This is a genomic window from Flavobacterium sp. (genome assembly GCF_044368995.1).
GTDB lineage: Bacteria > Bacteroidota > Bacteroidia > Flavobacteriales > Flavobacteriaceae > Flavobacterium.
On the sequence record NZ_JBIPMS010000028.1, the window covers coordinates 1 to 18,329 of the forward strand.

General features: G+C 30.4%; 11 protein-coding genes. 5 read left to right on the forward strand and 6 right to left on the reverse strand.

What is annotated here, in order from left to right; all coding sequences use genetic code 11:
• Positions 1–2,562 (reverse strand): tetratricopeptide repeat protein (locus ACIQ2I_RS03680; protein ID WP_396181078.1); only part of this gene is annotated, 2,562 nt, incomplete at its 3' end.
• Positions 2,563–2,711: 149 nt separating this feature from the next.
• Between ACIQ2I_RS03680 and ACIQ2I_RS03685 the strand changes: the two genes are divergently transcribed.
• The 5 genes from ACIQ2I_RS03685 to ACIQ2I_RS03705 all read left to right on the forward strand — a co-directional run bounded on the left by ACIQ2I_RS03685 (position 2,712) and on the right by ACIQ2I_RS03705 (position 8,544).
• The gene (locus tag ACIQ2I_RS03685; protein WP_396181079.1) at positions 2,712–3,395 is read left to right on the forward strand and encodes a cell division ATP-binding protein FtsE; all 684 of its coding nucleotides are present in this window, start codon (positions 2,712–2,714) and stop codon (positions 3,393–3,395) included.
• A 52-nt stretch (positions 3,396–3,447) separates the two neighbouring features.
• Complete coding sequence (locus ACIQ2I_RS03690) at positions 3,448–3,981, forward strand: DUF4199 domain-containing protein (protein WP_396181080.1); 534 nt, start codon at positions 3,448–3,450, stop codon at positions 3,979–3,981.
• Positions 3,982–4,923 (forward strand): glycosyltransferase family 2 protein, encoded by a 942-nt coding sequence (locus ACIQ2I_RS03695; RefSeq protein ID WP_396181081.1) that lies wholly within the window; start codon positions 3,982–3,984, stop codon positions 4,921–4,923. It abuts the gene before it with no gap.
• 64 nt (positions 4,924–4,987) lie between these two features.
• On the forward strand, positions 4,988–6,715 hold the full coding sequence (locus tag ACIQ2I_RS03700) for a phospho-sugar mutase (protein WP_396181082.1): 1,728 nt from the start codon (positions 4,988–4,990) through the stop codon (positions 6,713–6,715).
• Positions 6,715–8,544: an ABC transporter ATP-binding protein gene (locus tag ACIQ2I_RS03705; RefSeq protein WP_396181083.1), complete on the forward strand. Its 1,830-nt coding sequence runs from the start codon at positions 6,715–6,717 to the stop codon at positions 8,542–8,544. The genes ACIQ2I_RS03700 and ACIQ2I_RS03705 overlap by 1 nt, the downstream gene beginning before the upstream one ends.
• A gap of 130 nt (positions 8,545–8,674) precedes the next feature.
• Here the strand turns inward: ACIQ2I_RS03705 and ACIQ2I_RS03710 are convergent, their stop codons facing one another.
• The 5 genes from ACIQ2I_RS03710 to ACIQ2I_RS03730 all read right to left on the reverse strand — a co-directional run bounded on the left by ACIQ2I_RS03710 (position 8,675) and on the right by ACIQ2I_RS03730 (position 18,217).
• Positions 8,675–11,143 carry a TonB-dependent receptor plug domain-containing protein gene (locus tag ACIQ2I_RS03710; protein WP_396181084.1) on the reverse strand — a complete coding sequence of 823 codons (2,469 nt, stop codon included), beginning with the start codon at positions 11,141–11,143 and terminating at the stop codon, positions 8,675–8,677.
• A 2-nt stretch (positions 11,144–11,145) separates the two neighbouring features.
• The gene (locus tag ACIQ2I_RS03715) at positions 11,146–12,828 is read right to left on the reverse strand and encodes a M23 family metallopeptidase (protein ID WP_396181085.1); all 1,683 of its coding nucleotides are present in this window, start codon (positions 12,826–12,828) and stop codon (positions 11,146–11,148) included.
• A gap of 118 nt (positions 12,829–12,946) precedes the next feature.
• Positions 12,947–14,425, reverse strand: a complete 1,479-nt coding sequence (locus ACIQ2I_RS03720) for an oligosaccharide flippase family protein (protein ID WP_396181086.1) — start codon at positions 14,423–14,425, stop codon at positions 12,947–12,949.
• 48 nt (positions 14,426–14,473) lie between these two features.
• On the reverse strand, positions 14,474–15,781 hold the full coding sequence (locus tag ACIQ2I_RS03725) for a glycosyltransferase family 4 protein (RefSeq protein ID WP_396181087.1): 1,308 nt from the start codon (positions 15,779–15,781) through the stop codon (positions 14,474–14,476).
• Positions 15,782–15,787: 6 nt separating this feature from the next.
• On the reverse strand, positions 15,788–18,217 hold the full coding sequence (locus ACIQ2I_RS03730; RefSeq protein WP_396181088.1) for a YfhO family protein: 2,430 nt from the start codon (positions 18,215–18,217) through the stop codon (positions 15,788–15,790).
• Between the last annotated feature and the right edge of the window lie 112 nt (positions 18,218–18,329).

Here is an 18,329-nt window from a genome sequence, read left to right on the forward strand (position 1 = left end):
TGAATACAATTCTGAATTAGTAAAATCTTGTTTTTCATAATAACACTTCATTAAGTTAGCTTGTGCAAAAGTGATGTTTTGCGGATATTCCGCATCTGTTTCTAATTGCTTTAAAACTACAATTGCTGCATCACAATTTTTATCTTTCAGATAAATTTCAGATAATCGAACCAAAGCTTGTTCTGTAAATTCGTTTCTAGCTTGCGCAATTACAGACTCGTAATGAGGAATTGCGTTTTTTTCTAATGCATCTGCAAAATACAATTGAGCCAAGTAAAAATGAACTTTTAAAGCATGTAATCCGTTTGGAAACTGTACCAAATAACTTGTAAATCCAGATATGGCTTGTTTAGCATTATTTGTCAAATATTTTTTTTCTGCCGATTCGTACATGTCGTCATCTAATTCTGCATCTGAAACTTCCACAAAAGAAAGTGTTTTTACCCACGCGGCGTATTCCGGAATATTGTCATTGGCTTTGTAAATACTTTTTGCCGTAGAAACAGCTTCTAATGATTCTGGCGAATTTGGAAATTCTGCTACCACTTTTTTAAATTTTGTTATAGCAGCATCATCTTTATCCGTATTGTAAAAAATTAAACCTTGCTTCAAAATTGATTTCGCGATATAAGCACTATTTATATGATTGTTTATTAAAACATCAAATATAGTTATGGCATTGTCATTTTGTTCTTCAACGGTATAGGTGTTAGCTAATTCGTATAAAGCATCATCCATAAATTGAGATGTTTTATAGGTGGTTACAAACTTGTTTAAATCCTCAATTTTCTTTTCATTTTTGTTCACAAATCCATAGCTCATTCCTTTTTGAAATGCAGCATAATCAGCATCTACGCATTTAAGCTCAATAGCTTTATTATAAGCATCCATGGCTGGCCAATATTTTGAGGAAATATAATTGCAATCTGCCATTCTTAAATACGCATCCGTTAATCTTACTTTATCGTCTTTTCCTTTTAAAATAAACGCATTAAAGTACGGAATGGCATTTTCGTATTCTTTAATTTTAAAATACGCATAAGCCAAATTATATTCCGCAGTTTTACTTTCAGGCGTATTTGGAGCTGCCGTATGATTTAAAAATTGTTTATAAGTTATAACAGCTTCTGAAAATTGGTCTAAACTATACTCACATTCTGCTTTCCAAAAAGTAGCACGAGTTGTAATTATTGCGTCTTTATTTTCAGTTAATGATTTTTTAAATAACAGATAAGCATCTTGATACTTGCCATCTGTATACACTTCTAAACCTCTGTAAAATGCAACTTTTTGATAAGCTAATTTATTTTCAGGCGATTTGTTTTTCTCTAATAAAATTAAAGCTTCTGTATAATTTTTAGAAGTGATGTATGAGTTGATCAATAAACTTTTCAATTCTGGATTATTAGGATTCGTTGGATATTTATCCATAAACGATTTTAGAATTTCTGGCGTTGAAACGTAAGGATTCCCTATTTCATAACTCAATTTTGTATAATTTAAAGCGGCATCTTCTTGAATTTTAGCATCAAAATCCATTTCCGAAGCAGTTTTAAAAGCATTTAACGCTTGTTGTTTTTTGTCGGTATTTAGATAACTTTCTGCTAAATGATAATACGCGTTTTGTGCTAAAAAATCATTTCCTTCAATAATTTTATTAAATTGTAAAATCGCACTTTCATAATTTTTTTGTTGGTAAAAAGCATATCCTAATTGGTAAAAATCGGTATGATTCCATTTGCCGTTTTTTCCTTTATAGGCTTGTAAATATGGAATTGCTTTATCGTATTGTTTTAAATTAAAATAACTTTCTCCTATTATCTTCGACAATTCACTTTTTTCAATTGCCGATGATTTTTTCAATTGCGGTTCGCCTAAATCAATCGCTTTTTGAAAATTCCCTAACTTGAAATTCATATCTGCTTGAAAGTACCCCATTTTTTCTTTGTACTTATCTTGATTTTCAACTTGACCGAATAATTCGTTGGCAACTTTATAGTTATCGCCTTCATAGGCTAAATATCCTAAATAGTATTTGGCTTGATTTCCATATTCTGTCGACTGAATTACTTTATTCAAATAATTAGAAGCTTCTTTATTTTTTTTAATTGAAAAATTCGCATAACCTCTTTGAAAATTAGCTTTTTCCAGATCCGAAACAGCTAATTCAGGTTCGAAAATATTTTCGTACCATTTTAAAGATTGCGTATAATTTCCCTCTGCAAAATAATATTGAGCAACTTCAAAATAAGCCAAATTTCGTTTCGTACTTGTTGGGTGATTTTCAATAAATGATTCCATCAAAGTATCCGCATCTTGCTGATTGGTTTTTATACCGCAATTGGCAATAAAATAATCACAATCGGATAAAATTTCTTCAGATTGAGTGGTATTTTTTACTCTTTCAAATAAAATTTGTGCCGCTTGAAACTGCTTTTCTTTATATAATTGAATGGCTTTATGGTATTCTAGATTTTGATTTAAATAAATAGCAGATTGCTGAGCTGTACTGCTTTGCGAAATAAAAAGTAATGCTAAAAAAAGCGTTTTGATACCGTTCATAATTGATTTCGTTTTAAGTCCCAAATATATCAAAAGGATATGATTATAAACGCAAAAATTATCTTAAATATTGCAATCGTAATAATTTAGTTGAATAATTTTGTTTAGCGATGAAATGTTTATATTTTTACAGAATAAATTATATCATTATGAGTCAAACGATTTTATCCTTAAAAAACGTTTCTATATACCAAGAAGACAATTTAATTGTGTCTGATATTAATTTAGAAGTTCAGCAAGGTGAATTTTTATATTTTATTGGAAAAACAGGTTCTGGTAAAAGTAGTTTAATGAAAGTGCTTTACGCCGATTTACCTCTAAAAGAGGGCGAAGGAACAATTGTAGATTATAATTTAAATACCTTAAAAGAAAAAGACATTCCGTTTTTAAGAAGAAAAATTGGAATTGTGTTTCAGGATTTTAAATTATTATCAGATCGAAGCATTAAAGAAAATTTATTGTTTGTTTTGAAAGCGACTGGCTGGAAAGACAAATCTGAAATGGATGCACAAATTCAAGAAGTTCTAGAAAAAGTAGGAATGGCAAATTTTGCTTCAAAAATGCCACACCAATTATCTGGTGGTGAACAACAGCGTGTTGCAATAGCCCGTGCTTTACTAAATGATCCTGAATTAATTTTAGCCGACGAACCTTCTGGTAATTTAGATCCTCAAACGAGTATAGAAATTATGGAAGTTTTAAGAAATATTAATGCTAATGGAAAGACAGTTATAATTGCAACTCATGATTATGCGTTGCTTTTAAAATATCCATCAAAAACACTAAAATTTGAAGATGGTAAAGTATATGAAGTAGTTCAAAAAGCAGTGTAACAAATTTTTAAATTAAGATACTAATCAATAAACTTACTTAAACTAAAAAACTATGAATGAAGTTATCAAAAAAAATGGAATTAAATTTGGTGTTATTACTGGTGCTATTTCTGTATTAATGTCATTAACTTTTTATCTTGTAGATATAAAATTGTTTATTAATCCTTGGTTAGGCTTTGGTTTGATATTATTATATTTAGCAATTGGAATTTATCAATTAATTGAATTAAAAAAAGATCTAAATGGAAAAATGCCTTTTAAAGAAGCTTTTACAGGATACTTTTATAGTGCAGTTATAGGAATAACAATTTCAACTTTATTTAGTATTTTACTATTTAATGTTATAGATACTGAAGCAAGAGACTTGATTACTGAAAACTTAATTACATATCAAGCAGAACAATTACAAAAATGGAATGTTCCATCTGAGGCTATTAAACAAACTATTAAAGATATGAAAGATAATCCTCAATTTACAATTGGTGGATTAACTAAAGGATATGGATTTTCTTTATTAGGAGCCGCAATATTTGGATTAATTCTTGCAGCAATAATGAAAAGCAAAACAAACCCATTAAACGAGTAAATGAATATATCATTAATAATTCCCTTATTAAACGAACAAGAATCGTTACCCGAATTATCAAAATGGATTGAGAAAGTTATGACGAGTCATAACTTTTCTTATGAAGTATTGTTTATAGATGATGGTAGCACAGACGCGTCTTGGCAAACTATTTTAGACTTACAAAAGTCTAATTCCAATATTAAAGGTATAAAATTTTTATGCAATTATGGTAAAAGTCAAGCGCTACATGCTGGTTTTGCCAAAGCTTTGGGCGATGTAGTAATTACTATGGATGCCGATTTACAAGATAGTCCAGATGAAATTCCAGAATTGTACGATTTAATTCAAAATCAAGGATTTGATTTAATTTCTGGTTGGAAGAAAAAACGCTACGATTCTGTAGTTTTTAAAAATATTCCATCAAAACTATTCAATTGGGCAGCAAGAAGAATTTCTGGAGTAAAACTAAACGATTTTAATTGCGGACTAAAAGCATATAAAAATACGGTAATTAAAAACATAGAAGTCTCTGGTGAAATGCACCGATACATTCCAGTTTTGGCAAAAAATGCTGGATTTTCAAAAATTGGTGAAAAAGTAGTGATACATCAAGCCAGAAAATATGGAAGTTCTAAATTTGGAATGGATAGATTTGTAAACGGATTTTTAGATTTAATTACCATTTGGTTCATTTCAAAATTCGGAAAACGTCCTATGCATTTCTTTGGATTGCTTGGTAGTTTGATGTTTTTTATAGGATTTATTTTAGCAATATATTTAGGAATCGATAAGCTTTTTATTCACAAAACGGCACGTTTAATAACAAACAGACCCGAATTTTACATAGCATTAACCACTATGATTATTGGAACGCAATTATTTTTAGCCGGTTTTTTAGGCGAAATTATTTTACGTACCAAAAGCAACGAAGAACGCTACAAAATAGCAGAAATAGTATAATTTTAAATCTGAATTAAAAATTCAAAAACATAAACTGTAAATCTACGGTTTAAAAAATAAAATAATGCACATAGAACAAAACATATTAGATCAAGTAAATGAATGGCTAACGCCTATTTTCGACCAAAATACTCAAAATGAAATTGAAGTATTAATGACTTCCAATCCAAAAGGTTTAGAGGATGCTTTTTATAAAAATTTGGAATTTGGCACGGGCGGTATGCGAGGCATTATGGGTGTTGGAACCAATCGTATCAACAAATACACGCTTGGAAAAAACACGCAAGGTTTGTCTAATTATTTGCGCAACTGTTTTCCAAATGAAGAATTAAAAGTCGCTATTGCTTATGATTGTAGAAAAAACAGCGATACGTTAGCGAAAATAGTAGCGGATATTTTTTCAGCAAATAATATAAAAGTGTATTTGTTTTCAGAATTGCGCCCTACTCCCGAATTATCATTTGCCTTAAAACACTTAAATTGTCATGCTGGAATTGTATTAACAGCATCCCATAATCCACCAGAATACAACGGATATAAAGTATATTGGCAAGATGGCGGGCAAATTGTACCACCACAAGATGGCGAAATTATTGCCGAAATAGAAGCATTAAAATACAGTGATATTAACTTTTCAGCAAATGAAACTTTAATTGAATATATTGATTCCGAAATTGATGATGCATTTATAAAATCAACAATCGAAAATGCAAGTTTTAATACACCAAAATCAGCTAAAGAAAATTTAAATATTGTTTTTACACCATTACATGGAACTTCTGTAAAATCAATTCCTGCCGTTTTAGCAAAAGCGGGTTACACGAATGTAAACATCGTAAAAGCACAAGAAATTCCAGATGGAAATTTTCCGACTGTAAAATCACCAAATCCTGAAGAACCGGAGGCATTGGCTATGGCAATCGCTTTAGCAGACGAAATAAAAGCTGATATCGTAATTGGTACAGATCCAGATTCGGATAGATTGGGAGTAGCTGTAAGAGATACAAATGGTAAAATGATGTTGTTAAATGGAAATCAAACCATGGTAGTAATGACGGCATTTTTACTAGAACAATGGAAACGTGCCGACAAAATTACAGGAACTGAATTTATTGGTTCTACAATTGTTTCGACTCCAATGATGCTTGAACTAGCAAGTGCTTACGGAATTGAATGTAAAGTGGGATTAACAGGTTTCAAATGGATTGCGAAATTTATTAAAGACTTTCCAAATCAGCAATTTATTGGCGGTGGCGAAGAAAGCTTCGGATATATGGTTGGTGATGCTGTAAGAGACAAAGATGCCGTTGCAGCAAGTTTATTGGTTTGCGAAATTGCCGCACAAGCCAAAGCTTCAGGAAGTAGTTTATTTAAAGAACTGATTAACTTATACTTAGATTTCGGTTTTTATAAAGAACATTTAATATCTTTAACAAAAAAAGGCAAAGAAGGATTGGTAGAAATCAATCAAATGATGATAGATTTACGTGACAATCCTATGGAAACCATCAACGGACAACGCGTTGTTTGTATTGAAGATTACCAAAATACATCGGCTCGTGATTTAATTAATAATGAAACGTTTAATTTGGACATTCCAAAATCGAATGTATTGATATATTATTTAGAAGATGGTACTAAAATATGTGCTAGACCAAGCGGAACCGAACCGAAAATTAAATTCTATTTTAGCGTCAACGCTATTTTAGAAGCTGCCAAAGATTTCGAATCAGCCAATGCATTTTTAGATGCCAAAATTCAGAACATCATCACTGAAATGAAATTAAACTAATGGATCAAAATTTAAAAAAAATAATTCCTTTTGCATTAAAATATAAAAGAAATGCCATATTAAATGTTGTGTTCAACGTTTTTTATGCATTTTTCTCCACTGTTTTAATGATGTCATTATTACCAACTTTAGATGTTTTATTTAAACTAACTGAAAAAGTCATTAAAAAACCAGAGTATACTGGAATTGGAGAAATTAGCAGCTTTAGTCAAGAATATTTAGCGTTTTATATTACAAAATTAAATGATTTTTATGGCGCAAAATATGCATTATTATTAGTCGTCGGGATTGTTATAATTACAGCTCTTTTTAAAAATATTTTTAATTATTTAGCCTCTTACCAAATTACGATTCTAAGAAATGGTGTTTTAAAGGATTTACGAGAAAAACTATATAGTAAGATTGTGCATTTACCAATATCCTACTATTCTGATCAAAGAAAAGGTGATGTAATGACCAAAATGCTAGGTGATGTGGGTGAAGTTCAAAATTCCTTTTTTCAAATTTTAGAATTAGTTGTAAGAGAGCCATTGACTATCATTTTTTCAATTTTTGCGATGCTTGCAATAAGCGTAAAATTAACTTTATTTGTTTTTATTTTCATTCCTATTTCTGGCCTAATTATTTCTAGAATTGGTAAAAACTTAAAAGCAAAGTCAATTAGAGTCCAAAATGAACAAGGAGTATTTATTTCAACTTTAGATGAAACCTTAACGGGATTAAAAGTCGTAAAAAGTTATAATGCAGAAAATTCATTTATACAAAAATTCAATGATTCCTTAGAAAGATTACTAAAATTAACAACTAGTATAGCCAACAAAAACAACCTTGCATCACCATTGAGTGAGTTTTTAGGAATTGTAACAATTGCAGTTTTGCTTTGGTTTGGAGGTATTATGGTTTTAGAAGATTTTTCGCTTAAAGGAACAGAATTTATAGTATATATTGGACTGGCATATACTATTTTAACCCCAGCAAAAGCAATTTCTAAAGCGTCTTACCAAGTAAAAAGTGGTTTGGCTGCCGCCGAAAGAGTTTTTACGTTGTTAGAACAAGAAAATATTGTAGTTAACAAACCAAATGCATTCGTAAAACATACTTTTGAAAAAGGCATTTCAGTAAAAAATATCAACTTTGCCTATGAAGATGATAATGTATTGAAAAACTTTTCGTTTGAAGTGGAAAAAGGTAAAACAATTGCTTTGGTTGGACAATCAGGTTCCGGAAAAAGTACGATTGCTAATTTATTAACCCGGTTTTACGATATTCAAGAAGGTTCAATTGAAGTGGATGGTGTAGAAGTTAGAGATTGGGATATGCATGCATTGCGTGGATTGATCGGATTGGTTACACAAGATTCAATCTTGTTCAACGAATCTATAAAAAATAATTTACTTATTGGAAAACCTAATGCCACTGATGAAGAAATTATTGAAGCTTTAAAAATTGCTAATGCCTATGAGTTTGTTGCTGCATTACCAAATGGAATTGATACCAATATTGGTGATGCTGGTGGAAAATTATCGGGTGGACAAAAACAACGTTTATCTATTGCCAGAGCCGTGTTGAAAAACCCACCAATTATGATTTTGGATGAAGCCACTTCTGCTTTAGATACGGAAAGTGAAAAATTGGTTCAAGATGCTTTAGAAAAAATGATGCAAAACCGAACATCTATTGTAATTGCGCACCGTTTATCCACCATTCAAAAAGCAGACAACATTATTGTAATGCAAAAAGGTGAAATTGTAGAACAAGGTAAACACGCCGAATTAATTGCTAAAAACGGAATGTATGCTAGGTTAGTAGCTTTACAAAGTTTAGAATAAAATTCGTAAAGAAAATATTCAACTACTTTATTGTCTTTAAAATTTACAACGTAATAATGGATGGTGTCTTTTTATAAGGATTTTAATAAATTAAAAATCTGTTACATCCGTCAAATCTGCGTTCCTAACTTTAAATTCTCATACTTAATTTTAAATTAAAAGTTCTTGTAGTTAAATAATTTGGCACACCATATTGCGTTTTGGTATATACATCTCGCACCCAAGTATTGGTAATAGAGTTTTGATTATTAAACATATTATAAATTTCAAAACCCAAACTAAATTCAGAAAAATTAGCTAACCATTTTCTATGTCCTCCTAATTTTGCATCTTTAAAAACATAGGAAAATCCAGTATCGGCTCTTCTGTAATCGTTTAAACGCGTTTGATATAAATAGGGATCAGCATAAGCTGGCGAACCACCAGGTAATCCAGTATTATAAACTAAATTTAGGTACATTTTTAAACTAGGAATATTGGGCATGTAATCTTGAAATAAAATAGCAAATTTTAATCGTTGGTCTGTAGGACGTGCTATAAAACCTTTTCCACCTTGATTTTCTTCTGTTTTTAAATATCCAAACGTAAACCAAGATTCTACGCCAGGAACAAACTCACCATTAAGTCTTCCATCAATTCCGTAAACATAAGCAGTGGCGTTGTTATTTGCTTCATATCTAATTCGTACATTATCAATTGTATAAGCGTTTACATCTGTCATGGTTTTGTAATAGGCTTCACTCACTAATTTAAAAGGTCTGTTCCACATTTGAAAACTATAATCGTGTCCAAAAACAAAATGAACAGATTTTTGATCTTTTACATTTGGCTTTACAGAACCATCACTGGCACGTAATTCTCTATAAAATGGTGGTTGATTATAAACTCCGACTGAAAAACGAAAAACCATTTCTTTATCCCAATTTGGTTTTAAAATAAATTGTGCTCTTGGAGAAAATGTAAATTGATTGGTTCCAGAGATTTCGTTATTTGAAGCCAGCCAACTTTGTCCTCGAACTCCAGCATTTACATAATAAGTATGCGATCCAATCAAACCTTCATAATTCCAATTTAAGTAGGAATTGAATCGATTAATTGTGGTGTTATTTTTAGCACGAACGTTTTGGTAAGGCGCTAAAGGTCCAAAATAAGGATTATATGGTTGGTCATTTATATATTCTAATTCTGGATTTGGCAACGAAAATCCTGCGGAATCAATAACTTCCCACTCTACTACCCTATCTCTAATATTTTCGAAATTATGCTTGAAGCTCCATTCAATAGCATTATCATCATTTAATTTATGATTTCCCTTAATTTCATTCGTTACAATTAAGGCATCTAAATTATTTCTTGCATGATTTAGTTGCGATCCAATGCCGCGAGAGAAAACAACATTACCAAAAGTTTCAGAACCAATATTTGCATCTACTTCTCCTAAGCGATATTGTGCTAAAATATCATAATACTCTTGTTCTACAGTATGATAAACCGATGAAATATATTTGTACTTATTATTCTTGTTAGGTTCAAAAACAGATTTTATCGCGCCAAAAAAGGTCGTGTATGTATCTTTTTCTTGTCCTTCATACTGAATTAATAACGCAATTGGTTCGCTTATAGTTCCGAAATTCGTCTGACGAGAAGTTGGCTGATAATTATAATTGTTTTGTGCAATATTTCCTAAGAAACTAAAATTCCATTTGGTATTTAAATTAAAGTTAAACAGCGATTGCACATCTAAAAATGAAGGTTGATAATTGGTTTGTGTTTCCTGACTTTTTACTAATAGCGCATTATTTCTATAACGGATTCCTGTAATATTGCTCCATTTTTGATTTTTGGATACGCCTTCTGCAAAAATACTTCCACCTAAAAAACTAGCTTCTAAACCTGCGTGAAATGTTTTTGGATTTCGATATGCAATATCTAAAACAGAAGACAATTTATCTCCATATTTGGCTTGAAAACCACCGGCATAAAAATCAATATTTTGTACCATATCGGTATTGGTAAAACTCAAACCTTCTTGTTGCCCAGAACGAACTAAAAACGGACGATAGACTTCAATTTCGTTTACATAAACTAAATTTTCATCATAATTTCCACCACGTACAGCATATGAGGTACTTAATTCATTATTTGAATACACACCGGGAAGTGTTTTAATTAAATTTTCAACTCCGGCATTTCCTCCAGGAATACGTCTTAATAAAACTGGAGAAAGTGCTGTAGCTCCATTGATATTTCTGTTTTTTCCAGTAATAACTACAGTTTCAATTACTTCATTAATAGTTCCTAAAATGGGATTCCATTCAAAATCTTCATTAGGTTTTAAATTGACTTTATACGTTGATTTCTTAAATGACGAAATGTAAAATGAAATGGTAATTTCTACATTAGCAGCAATTTCTAATTCGTAAAAACCATTTTTATTGGTGCTTGTATTCGATGTAGGGGAACTTACCGAAACATTTTCAATTGGCAACTGATTTTCGTTTAAAACAACCCCTTTAATTCTGGCTTTTTGAGCAAACGAAAAGGTAGAAATAAATATAAAAAACAGAACAATTCGAAATAACTTACTATGTATAAGCATACTTAATATATAAAATTTGATGTAAATGTGGCTGTATTATCTAATTTATCCGTAACCACAATTTTAATGGTATTGTTTCCAGGAATTACTCTATCATCTTCAAAATTATGAATTAATTTTTTGGTTTTATAATCGTATTCCATTAATATCCATTCATTATTTAAATAGGCGTTGTAACTATCAATACCTGAAAGCACATCGTTAATAGATACACTTAACGTTTTTAACTTAGATATATTGCTGTTTTCAATAAAATTAGGATTGTAAATTCGGGGCGGCACGTTATCAATGCCTACTTTATACTTTCCAAATGATTTTACCTTAGCAGATATTTTAGTTCCTTTTTTGAAAGAAGTATTATATTCTAGATTGTAACCTGAAACTGTTCCTACAAAAGATTTCTTTTGTTCTTCCTCAGACAAATCTGAAATATCTAAAGTTACTGTTAATGCGTTTTGAATGGCTTCAAAAGTATTTTCTAGATCCAAAACTCCATTTTTTTCAGCAATATTTAAGGTTGCATTTTGATACAAAGTAAGCGGTGGAAAATAAACGGCAGTTTTTTCAAACTCAAAATTATATTCTGATTTGTACTTTATAAAATAATTTTCTTTTGAGACTGTTTTTGATGATGCAGGAAATTGAATTGCTTTTTCATAAGAAATTGGAACATTTACAACTGTTGTATTTCCATGAAAATCAGAAACCACAATTTTATAGGTATAATTTACATTGGGTTTAACATCTATAAAACCATTTTTAGTATTCTTGTTAATAATAGATAATGGATAATTTTCTTTGATAAATAATTTTTGAAAGCGTTGTTTTAATTTTTTGAATGTATTGAAATCAATAAAATAATTAACGTGTTTGGATTCGTCAAAAGCGAACGTTTCAAATTCGTATTTAAAATTTGGTGATCCGTTTAAAAAACTTTCAACTTTATAAATTCCGGTTTTGTTGTACTTATTAGTAGACAAATCAAAGGAATTAAGCGCAAAACCAATTTTTCCATTCGAAACGACTTTAGTAGCTAAAAAAGTACCGTCAACTTGTTTTTGTAAAGACAAACTGACTGGATTTCTGCTTTTATTTACGTAGGTTGAATCATTTGCAGGATAAACCATCAAACTAGAAATAACAGGATTAAATTCATCTTTAATTAGCTTGTTCATACCAAAAGCCATTGGATTGATAATTTTTTCAGAAGCTGTATCTCTAAATTCAAAATGCAAATGTGGGCCTCCACTACCGCCAGAGTTACCTGTCAATGCAATAATTTCTGATTGTGATACTTTTATGTTGCTGGGATATAATTCTACTTCAAAACTTTTCTGACGGTATTGTTGTTCTTTAACGTATGCTTCTATTTTATCGCTAAACTGTTGTAAATGTCCGTAAACTGTTGTGTATCCATTTGGATGAGCTATATATAAAGCTTTTCCGTAACCAAAAGGCGAAACTTTAATTCTAACAATCATTCCATCGGCAGCAGCATATACTGGTAAGCCTTCAATATTATTGGTACGAATATCTAAACCTGAATGAAAATGATTGGAACGTAATTCGCCAAAAGTACCTGATAAATTTATTGGAATATCTAATGGAGAACGAAAATAACCCGTTGGATATTGAGCAAAAATTACTTGAGTTATAAAGAAAAATAGTAAACAACACTTCTTCATTCTGAATCTGATTTATGCTAAAATAGTAAATTCGATGGCAAAAACAAAAACAAAATTCATTTTCAATCTTATTTTCAACTTTTCTTGAATTTTGACTCTAATTTTCGGATTTTTCGGACTAACTCTTTACTTTAAAAAACTTACCTAGCAAATTTCTAATCACAAAATTAATATCGCTAGAGACTTTGAAATAGAAATGTAATGCCAAATATACAACTGAAATGAGTAGCGATTTTAAGACAATATTAATTATCGGATGAAAAGGAAATTCCCAAAAATAAAAAGCAAAAAACAAAATTAAAGTGATTACAAATGAAATTATAGTGTTTTTAGTAAACGGAAATAATTTCATTTTAAAAACTACGAACAATAATTTTGCTAAACTGTACATTCCAATGGCTATTAAAGTTGCCAAAGCCGCTCCGTTTATGCCATATTTTGGTATGAAAATTAAATTTAATCCTACGATTACAAAAACCAATAAAACACCTAAAAGCAAAACCGTTTTGTAATATTTTGAATTAAAAATGATAGCATTATTATTACCTAAAATCACATCAAAATATTTTGATAAACCAATTGTAAAAACAACAAACAATCCTTGATCATAACCTTCATCAGGTAAAATTTTATAAACTTGATTGATATTTACCAAAATACCAATGTAAATTAAACCGCCAATTACTTGAAGTGTCACTGACGATTTTTTATACAATTCATTTAATTCCTGCCATTTATTTTCGCTAATTAATTTAGCCGTAATTGGATAGGTTATTTGATGCATCGCCCGTTGAGGAACCGAAATTACCATAGCTAAATAAACCGCCATTGAATAAAATGCAATATTCTCAATTTTTAAAAACTGATTTATCATGTATTTATCAATATCTAAAAGCATATTGGCTACACTAGCGGAAAAAAGAATTAAAATAGTAAATACAAAAATGGACTTGGTATTTTTTGGAAATTTTTTATTTAGTTGAATGCGTTTAACCTTATTTGCGTAATAAATAATTACTAACAAACTAATCCCATAAACCAAAACCAAAGAATGGACAAATTGTGGTAATGTTATAAATTTAAAATAAACGGCAAAAAGTGAAATAGTTACTAATATTCTTACAAATACTTCTTTAACAAAAGATCCGAAAACCGATTTCATATGGGCACGTAACCAAGCATAAAAAATTTCAAAATAACCAATAAACAAAGCGATTATTGGAATTTCCCACACAAAATCATACACAATTGTGTTTTTTGACGATTCATACAAGGCAATATTTTCGTAAAAAAGATAAAACAACGCAAAAAACGGAATAATGATAAGTAATGGCAACAACAGCATATAACTAAAATAACTACTTAGCTCTTCTTCTGTTTTATTATTTTCATTAAAAAACTTTATCAAAGTATTTTGTATACCAAATGACATTATTGGATATAAAATATTAGCCGCCGATAGAACATAATTGGTTAAACCTAAATATTCCTTACCTAAAAAAACAGGATACATATACAAAATATTAATCGCACCAATAGCAAAACCAATAAAAGTGATGATGGTGTTTTTAATAGATTGTTTGATTACGATGCCCATATTTAGATTGTTAGATTTTTAGATTGTTAGAATGTTAGATTTGTGTTGTTAATTTTGTTTTTTGATATTGAATTTTGATATTGTCATTGCTAATTGTTTTGTCAAGTTTTTTCTACTATATTTTTGTAAACCGACTGCATTTACTTTTAAGTTGTTATCCAAATATTGACTAAAATAGCTTAAAATTTGACTTTTTAGCTCGTTTTTCTCGTTATATTGATAAAAAACGCCCGTATTTGTCTGTTTTATGATATTCTCGAAATCGGAATTCTTAGGTCCGATGGCTAAAATAGGTCTTTCGGATACCATATATTCAAAAAGTTTTCCTGGTATGATGCATTTTGTGTCCTCCGAATCAATTTCAATTAATAATAAAACTTGTGAACTTCTTTGATGTATCAAAGCTTCTTCGTGCGAAACATAACCTAAATTTTGAACAAAATTATCTAAGTTATATTCTGAAATGGATTGCAAAACTTCTCTGCTAACGGCTCCAATTAATTTTAATTTAAAATGATTTGCAAATGCTTCATTTTCATGGATTAATTCTGATAAAGATCCCCATAAAATTTTCGGATTTCTTTCCGATAAAAACGAACCAATATGCGCTAATGTAAAGTTTTCATCCAATGGCTTTCTTTCAATTTTCTCTACATCATAACCATTTGTAATCACTTCAATGGGTTGACTTGTAAGCATTTCGAATTCTAATTTTGTGGTTGGTGAAGTCACTAAAATGGTATCACAAGTCGTCAAAACTTCCTTTTCTAAAGCTTTGTGTTTGGCACGCGCCCATTTAGACAATTTTAGCTCTTTATGATAACCAATGGTCGTCCACGGATCTCGAAAATCAGCTATCCAATTTACTTTGATTTGTTTTTTTAATTCTAAACCAATTAAATGCAAACTATGAGGCGGACCTGTTGTTATTATGGTTTCAATATTGTTTTCTTGAATGTATTTTTTTAAATATTTCACCGAGGGTTTTACCCAAAAAACGCGAGCATCCGGGATAAAAATATTTCCACGAATCCAAAGCATTGCTTTTTCTATAAACGATTGCTTTTTCTTTTGAGTAATAATGCCCGCACCTAATTTCTTTGTTTTGTTTTTTGATAAAAAAGAAGCCAAAGCATACGGTTCGAAAATTTTGTTTCTCAAAATTATCGTTTTATCAGAAACATCAGAAAGTAATTTTTCATCAAGTAAAGGGTAACTAGGATTTTCTGGAATATATACAATGGGTGCTACACCAAAATCCGGAAGATATTTTACAAATTTTAACCAACGCTGGACGCCAGGTCCACCTGCTGGAGGCCAATAATATGTTATGATTAAAACTTTATTTGTACTCAAAGTCAATTATTTTATCTCAGCCAGATTTTTATGCTGCTTTCTCCAATAAAAAATCCCTAAACCTATAGCAATAAGCATTAAAAGAGTCGAAATCAAAGCAATTGTACTTCCTGTTTTTACTACTTCAGGTTCAAATTTAAACTCGATTTTATGTTTTCCTGCTGGAATTTCTAAACCACGTAATACGTAATTTACATTTAATATTCTAGCTTCTTTTCCATCAATTGTTGCTTTCCAACCTTTTTCGTAATACATTTCAGAAAATACTCCGAAACCATTTTTAGTATTGTTTGAAACGTATTTTAAATGATTTGGCTTGTAGGAATCTAAACGAATTATTGCTGTTGAGTCTTTTTCAAAAGAACTTTCTTTAATGTCATTAACTAATGAATTCATTACAACTTCCTCTTTAGTTTGCAACTTATCTAGAGCTTTCATTTCTTCATCACCAGATTTTACAAACTTAACTTTAGAAACAAACCAAGCACTTCCATTCGCATTCGGATTCTCTAACGATTGTGGATTGCCTTCTTCATTGGTTTTTAAAATATATTTCGCATTTAACATATTCAATACTTCAATATTGTTTTTCGCAATTTGATAATCGAAAAGTTCTTGCATTTTCTTAGGTTTAGCAGCATGATATCCACCGATGGATTGGTGATAGAAAGAAGTTCTTGCACTATTCATATTTCCATCTACATCAAAAACCCTAAAATGTGTGGTGTCTTCTAAAATAATTGCATCAGCTTCAGTAGGTTCGCCAAAAGGTCTCTCAATCTGACTTTTCGAAACAAAATCGTCTGCTTTTACGTAGTTTTTCGCAACAATAAATAAGTCTAACACCATTACAATTCCAACTAAAATGACAGTTGTAAATTGTGAAAACGTTTTTTTCGAATAGAAAAACAATATTCCAAAAGCCACTGCTAAAAATCCTAAAGAACGATAAATTGTAGACATATACATGTTCTCTCTGTCTTCTTTTAAGACTTTCATAAATTCAGGACCGTATTGTTGGGCGTACATTTTATCATTTTCGCAAGTAAAATCGAACATTCCGCTTCCAAAGTATAATAAAATTAAAATGCCACCAACAATTCCTACTGAATATAATAAAGGTTTTTTTCGTTCTGCTTCTTCAGCATTTAAATAGGCTGACAATCCTAAAATAGCTAAAACTGGCATACACAATTCTAATATAACTTGAATGGAAGAAACCGCTCTAAACTTATTATACATTGGCATGTAATTGATAAAAAAGTCGGTCAATACAGAAAAATTTTTACCATATGAAAGCAATAAGGATAAAACTACTGCTCCTGCTAAAGCGTATTTTATTCTTCTTTTTTCAAGAAACAAAGCTAAAACTGCTAATAAAAAAACTACAATTCCAATATAAGCGGGTGCGGCAACAATTGGTTGGTTTCCCCAATAGGTTGGCATGTGTTTTACCAAATCTCTAGCTTCACTTTCAGGAACATTTTGCCCTACAATAAATTGATACATTGATGATTTATCTCCCAAATCTTCTGCATTGGAACCACCAAATAATTTAGGTGCAATTAAGTTTAAACTTTCAGCAACTCCGTAACTGTATTGCGTTATGTAATCATAACTCATTGCATTGGTATCGGTTTTCTTTTTTCCGTTTTCATCAAAAGTTAAATTACTTGAACTTCTGGTAGAATATTTGGCATATTCGGCAGTTGCCAATAAGTTTGTAGCATTCGCACCAATGGCCAAAATAGCACCTAAACTTAAAATAGCGAATGATTTATATAAATGTTTGAAGTCTTTTTCTTTAACAATTTCGTAAATGTAAAATCCAATTACGAATGCAAATAAGAACAAGAAATAATACGTCATTTGAAAGTGATTCGCTTGAATTTCTAATCCGGCAGCGAGCATAGTTACAATTCCACCAATCAAATATCGTTTACTAAAAACAAAGATAATTCCTGCTAAAACCATTGGGATATATGCTATTGCATGCGCTTTTGCATTGTGTCCAACTCCTAAAATAATGATCAAATAGGTTGAGAAACCAAAAGCTAAGGCACCAAAAAAGGCTTGTAATGGTTTGACTTTTAAACTCATTAATAACAAATAAAAACCTAAGAAATATAAAAATAGATAATCGGCAGGACGAGGTAAAAATCGTAATGCACTATCTAAACTTTTAATATAATTATGAGGATATTTTGCACCTAATTGATACGTTGGCATACCACCAAATGCGCTATTTGTCCAATACGGCTCTTCATGAAATTCATTTCTAAAGTCGTTTTGTTCTTTTGCCATTCCGGTATATTGGGCAATATCCGATTGCATTATTTGTTTTCCAGACAAAACTGGATAAAAATAAATAATAGCAATGACTATAAAACCAAAAATGGCATATAAATGAGGGGCAAATTTTTCTAATTTCTTCATTTTACTTCTTTATTTATTATCCTACAAAAATAAAAAAATCTCCGCCATAACGGAGAAAATTAGTCAACTTCTTCATAATCGATATAATCACCAACTACTTTTTTATCTTTTT

Excerpts from the sequence above, each read along its gene's own strand:
- ACIQ2I_RS03685 (WP_396181079.1), top strand. The coding sequence starts at position 2,712 with ATGAGTCAAACGATTTTATCCTTAAAAAACGTTTCTATATACCAAGAA.
- ACIQ2I_RS03690 (WP_396181080.1), top strand. The coding sequence starts at position 3,448 with ATGAATGAAGTTATCAAAAAAAATGGAATTAAATTTGGTGTTATTACT.
- ACIQ2I_RS03695 (WP_396181081.1), top strand. The coding sequence starts at position 3,982 with ATGAATATATCATTAATAATTCCCTTATTAAACGAACAAGAATCGTTA.
- ACIQ2I_RS03700 (WP_396181082.1), top strand. The coding sequence starts at position 4,988 with ATGCACATAGAACAAAACATATTAGATCAAGTAAATGAATGGCTAACG.
- ACIQ2I_RS03705 (WP_396181083.1), top strand. The coding sequence starts at position 6,715 with ATGGATCAAAATTTAAAAAAAATAATTCCTTTTGCATTAAAATATAAA.
- ACIQ2I_RS03710 (WP_396181084.1), bottom strand. The coding sequence starts at position 11,143 with ATGCTTATACATAGTAAGTTATTTCGAATTGTTCTGTTTTTTATATTT.
- ACIQ2I_RS03715 (WP_396181085.1), bottom strand. The coding sequence starts at position 12,828 with ATGAAGAAGTGTTGTTTACTATTTTTCTTTATAACTCAAGTAATTTTT.
- ACIQ2I_RS03720 (WP_396181086.1), bottom strand. The coding sequence starts at position 14,425 with ATGGGCATCGTAATCAAACAATCTATTAAAAACACCATCATCACTTTT.
- ACIQ2I_RS03730 (WP_396181088.1), bottom strand. The coding sequence starts at position 18,217 with ATGAAGAAATTAGAAAAATTTGCCCCTCATTTATATGCCATTTTTGGT.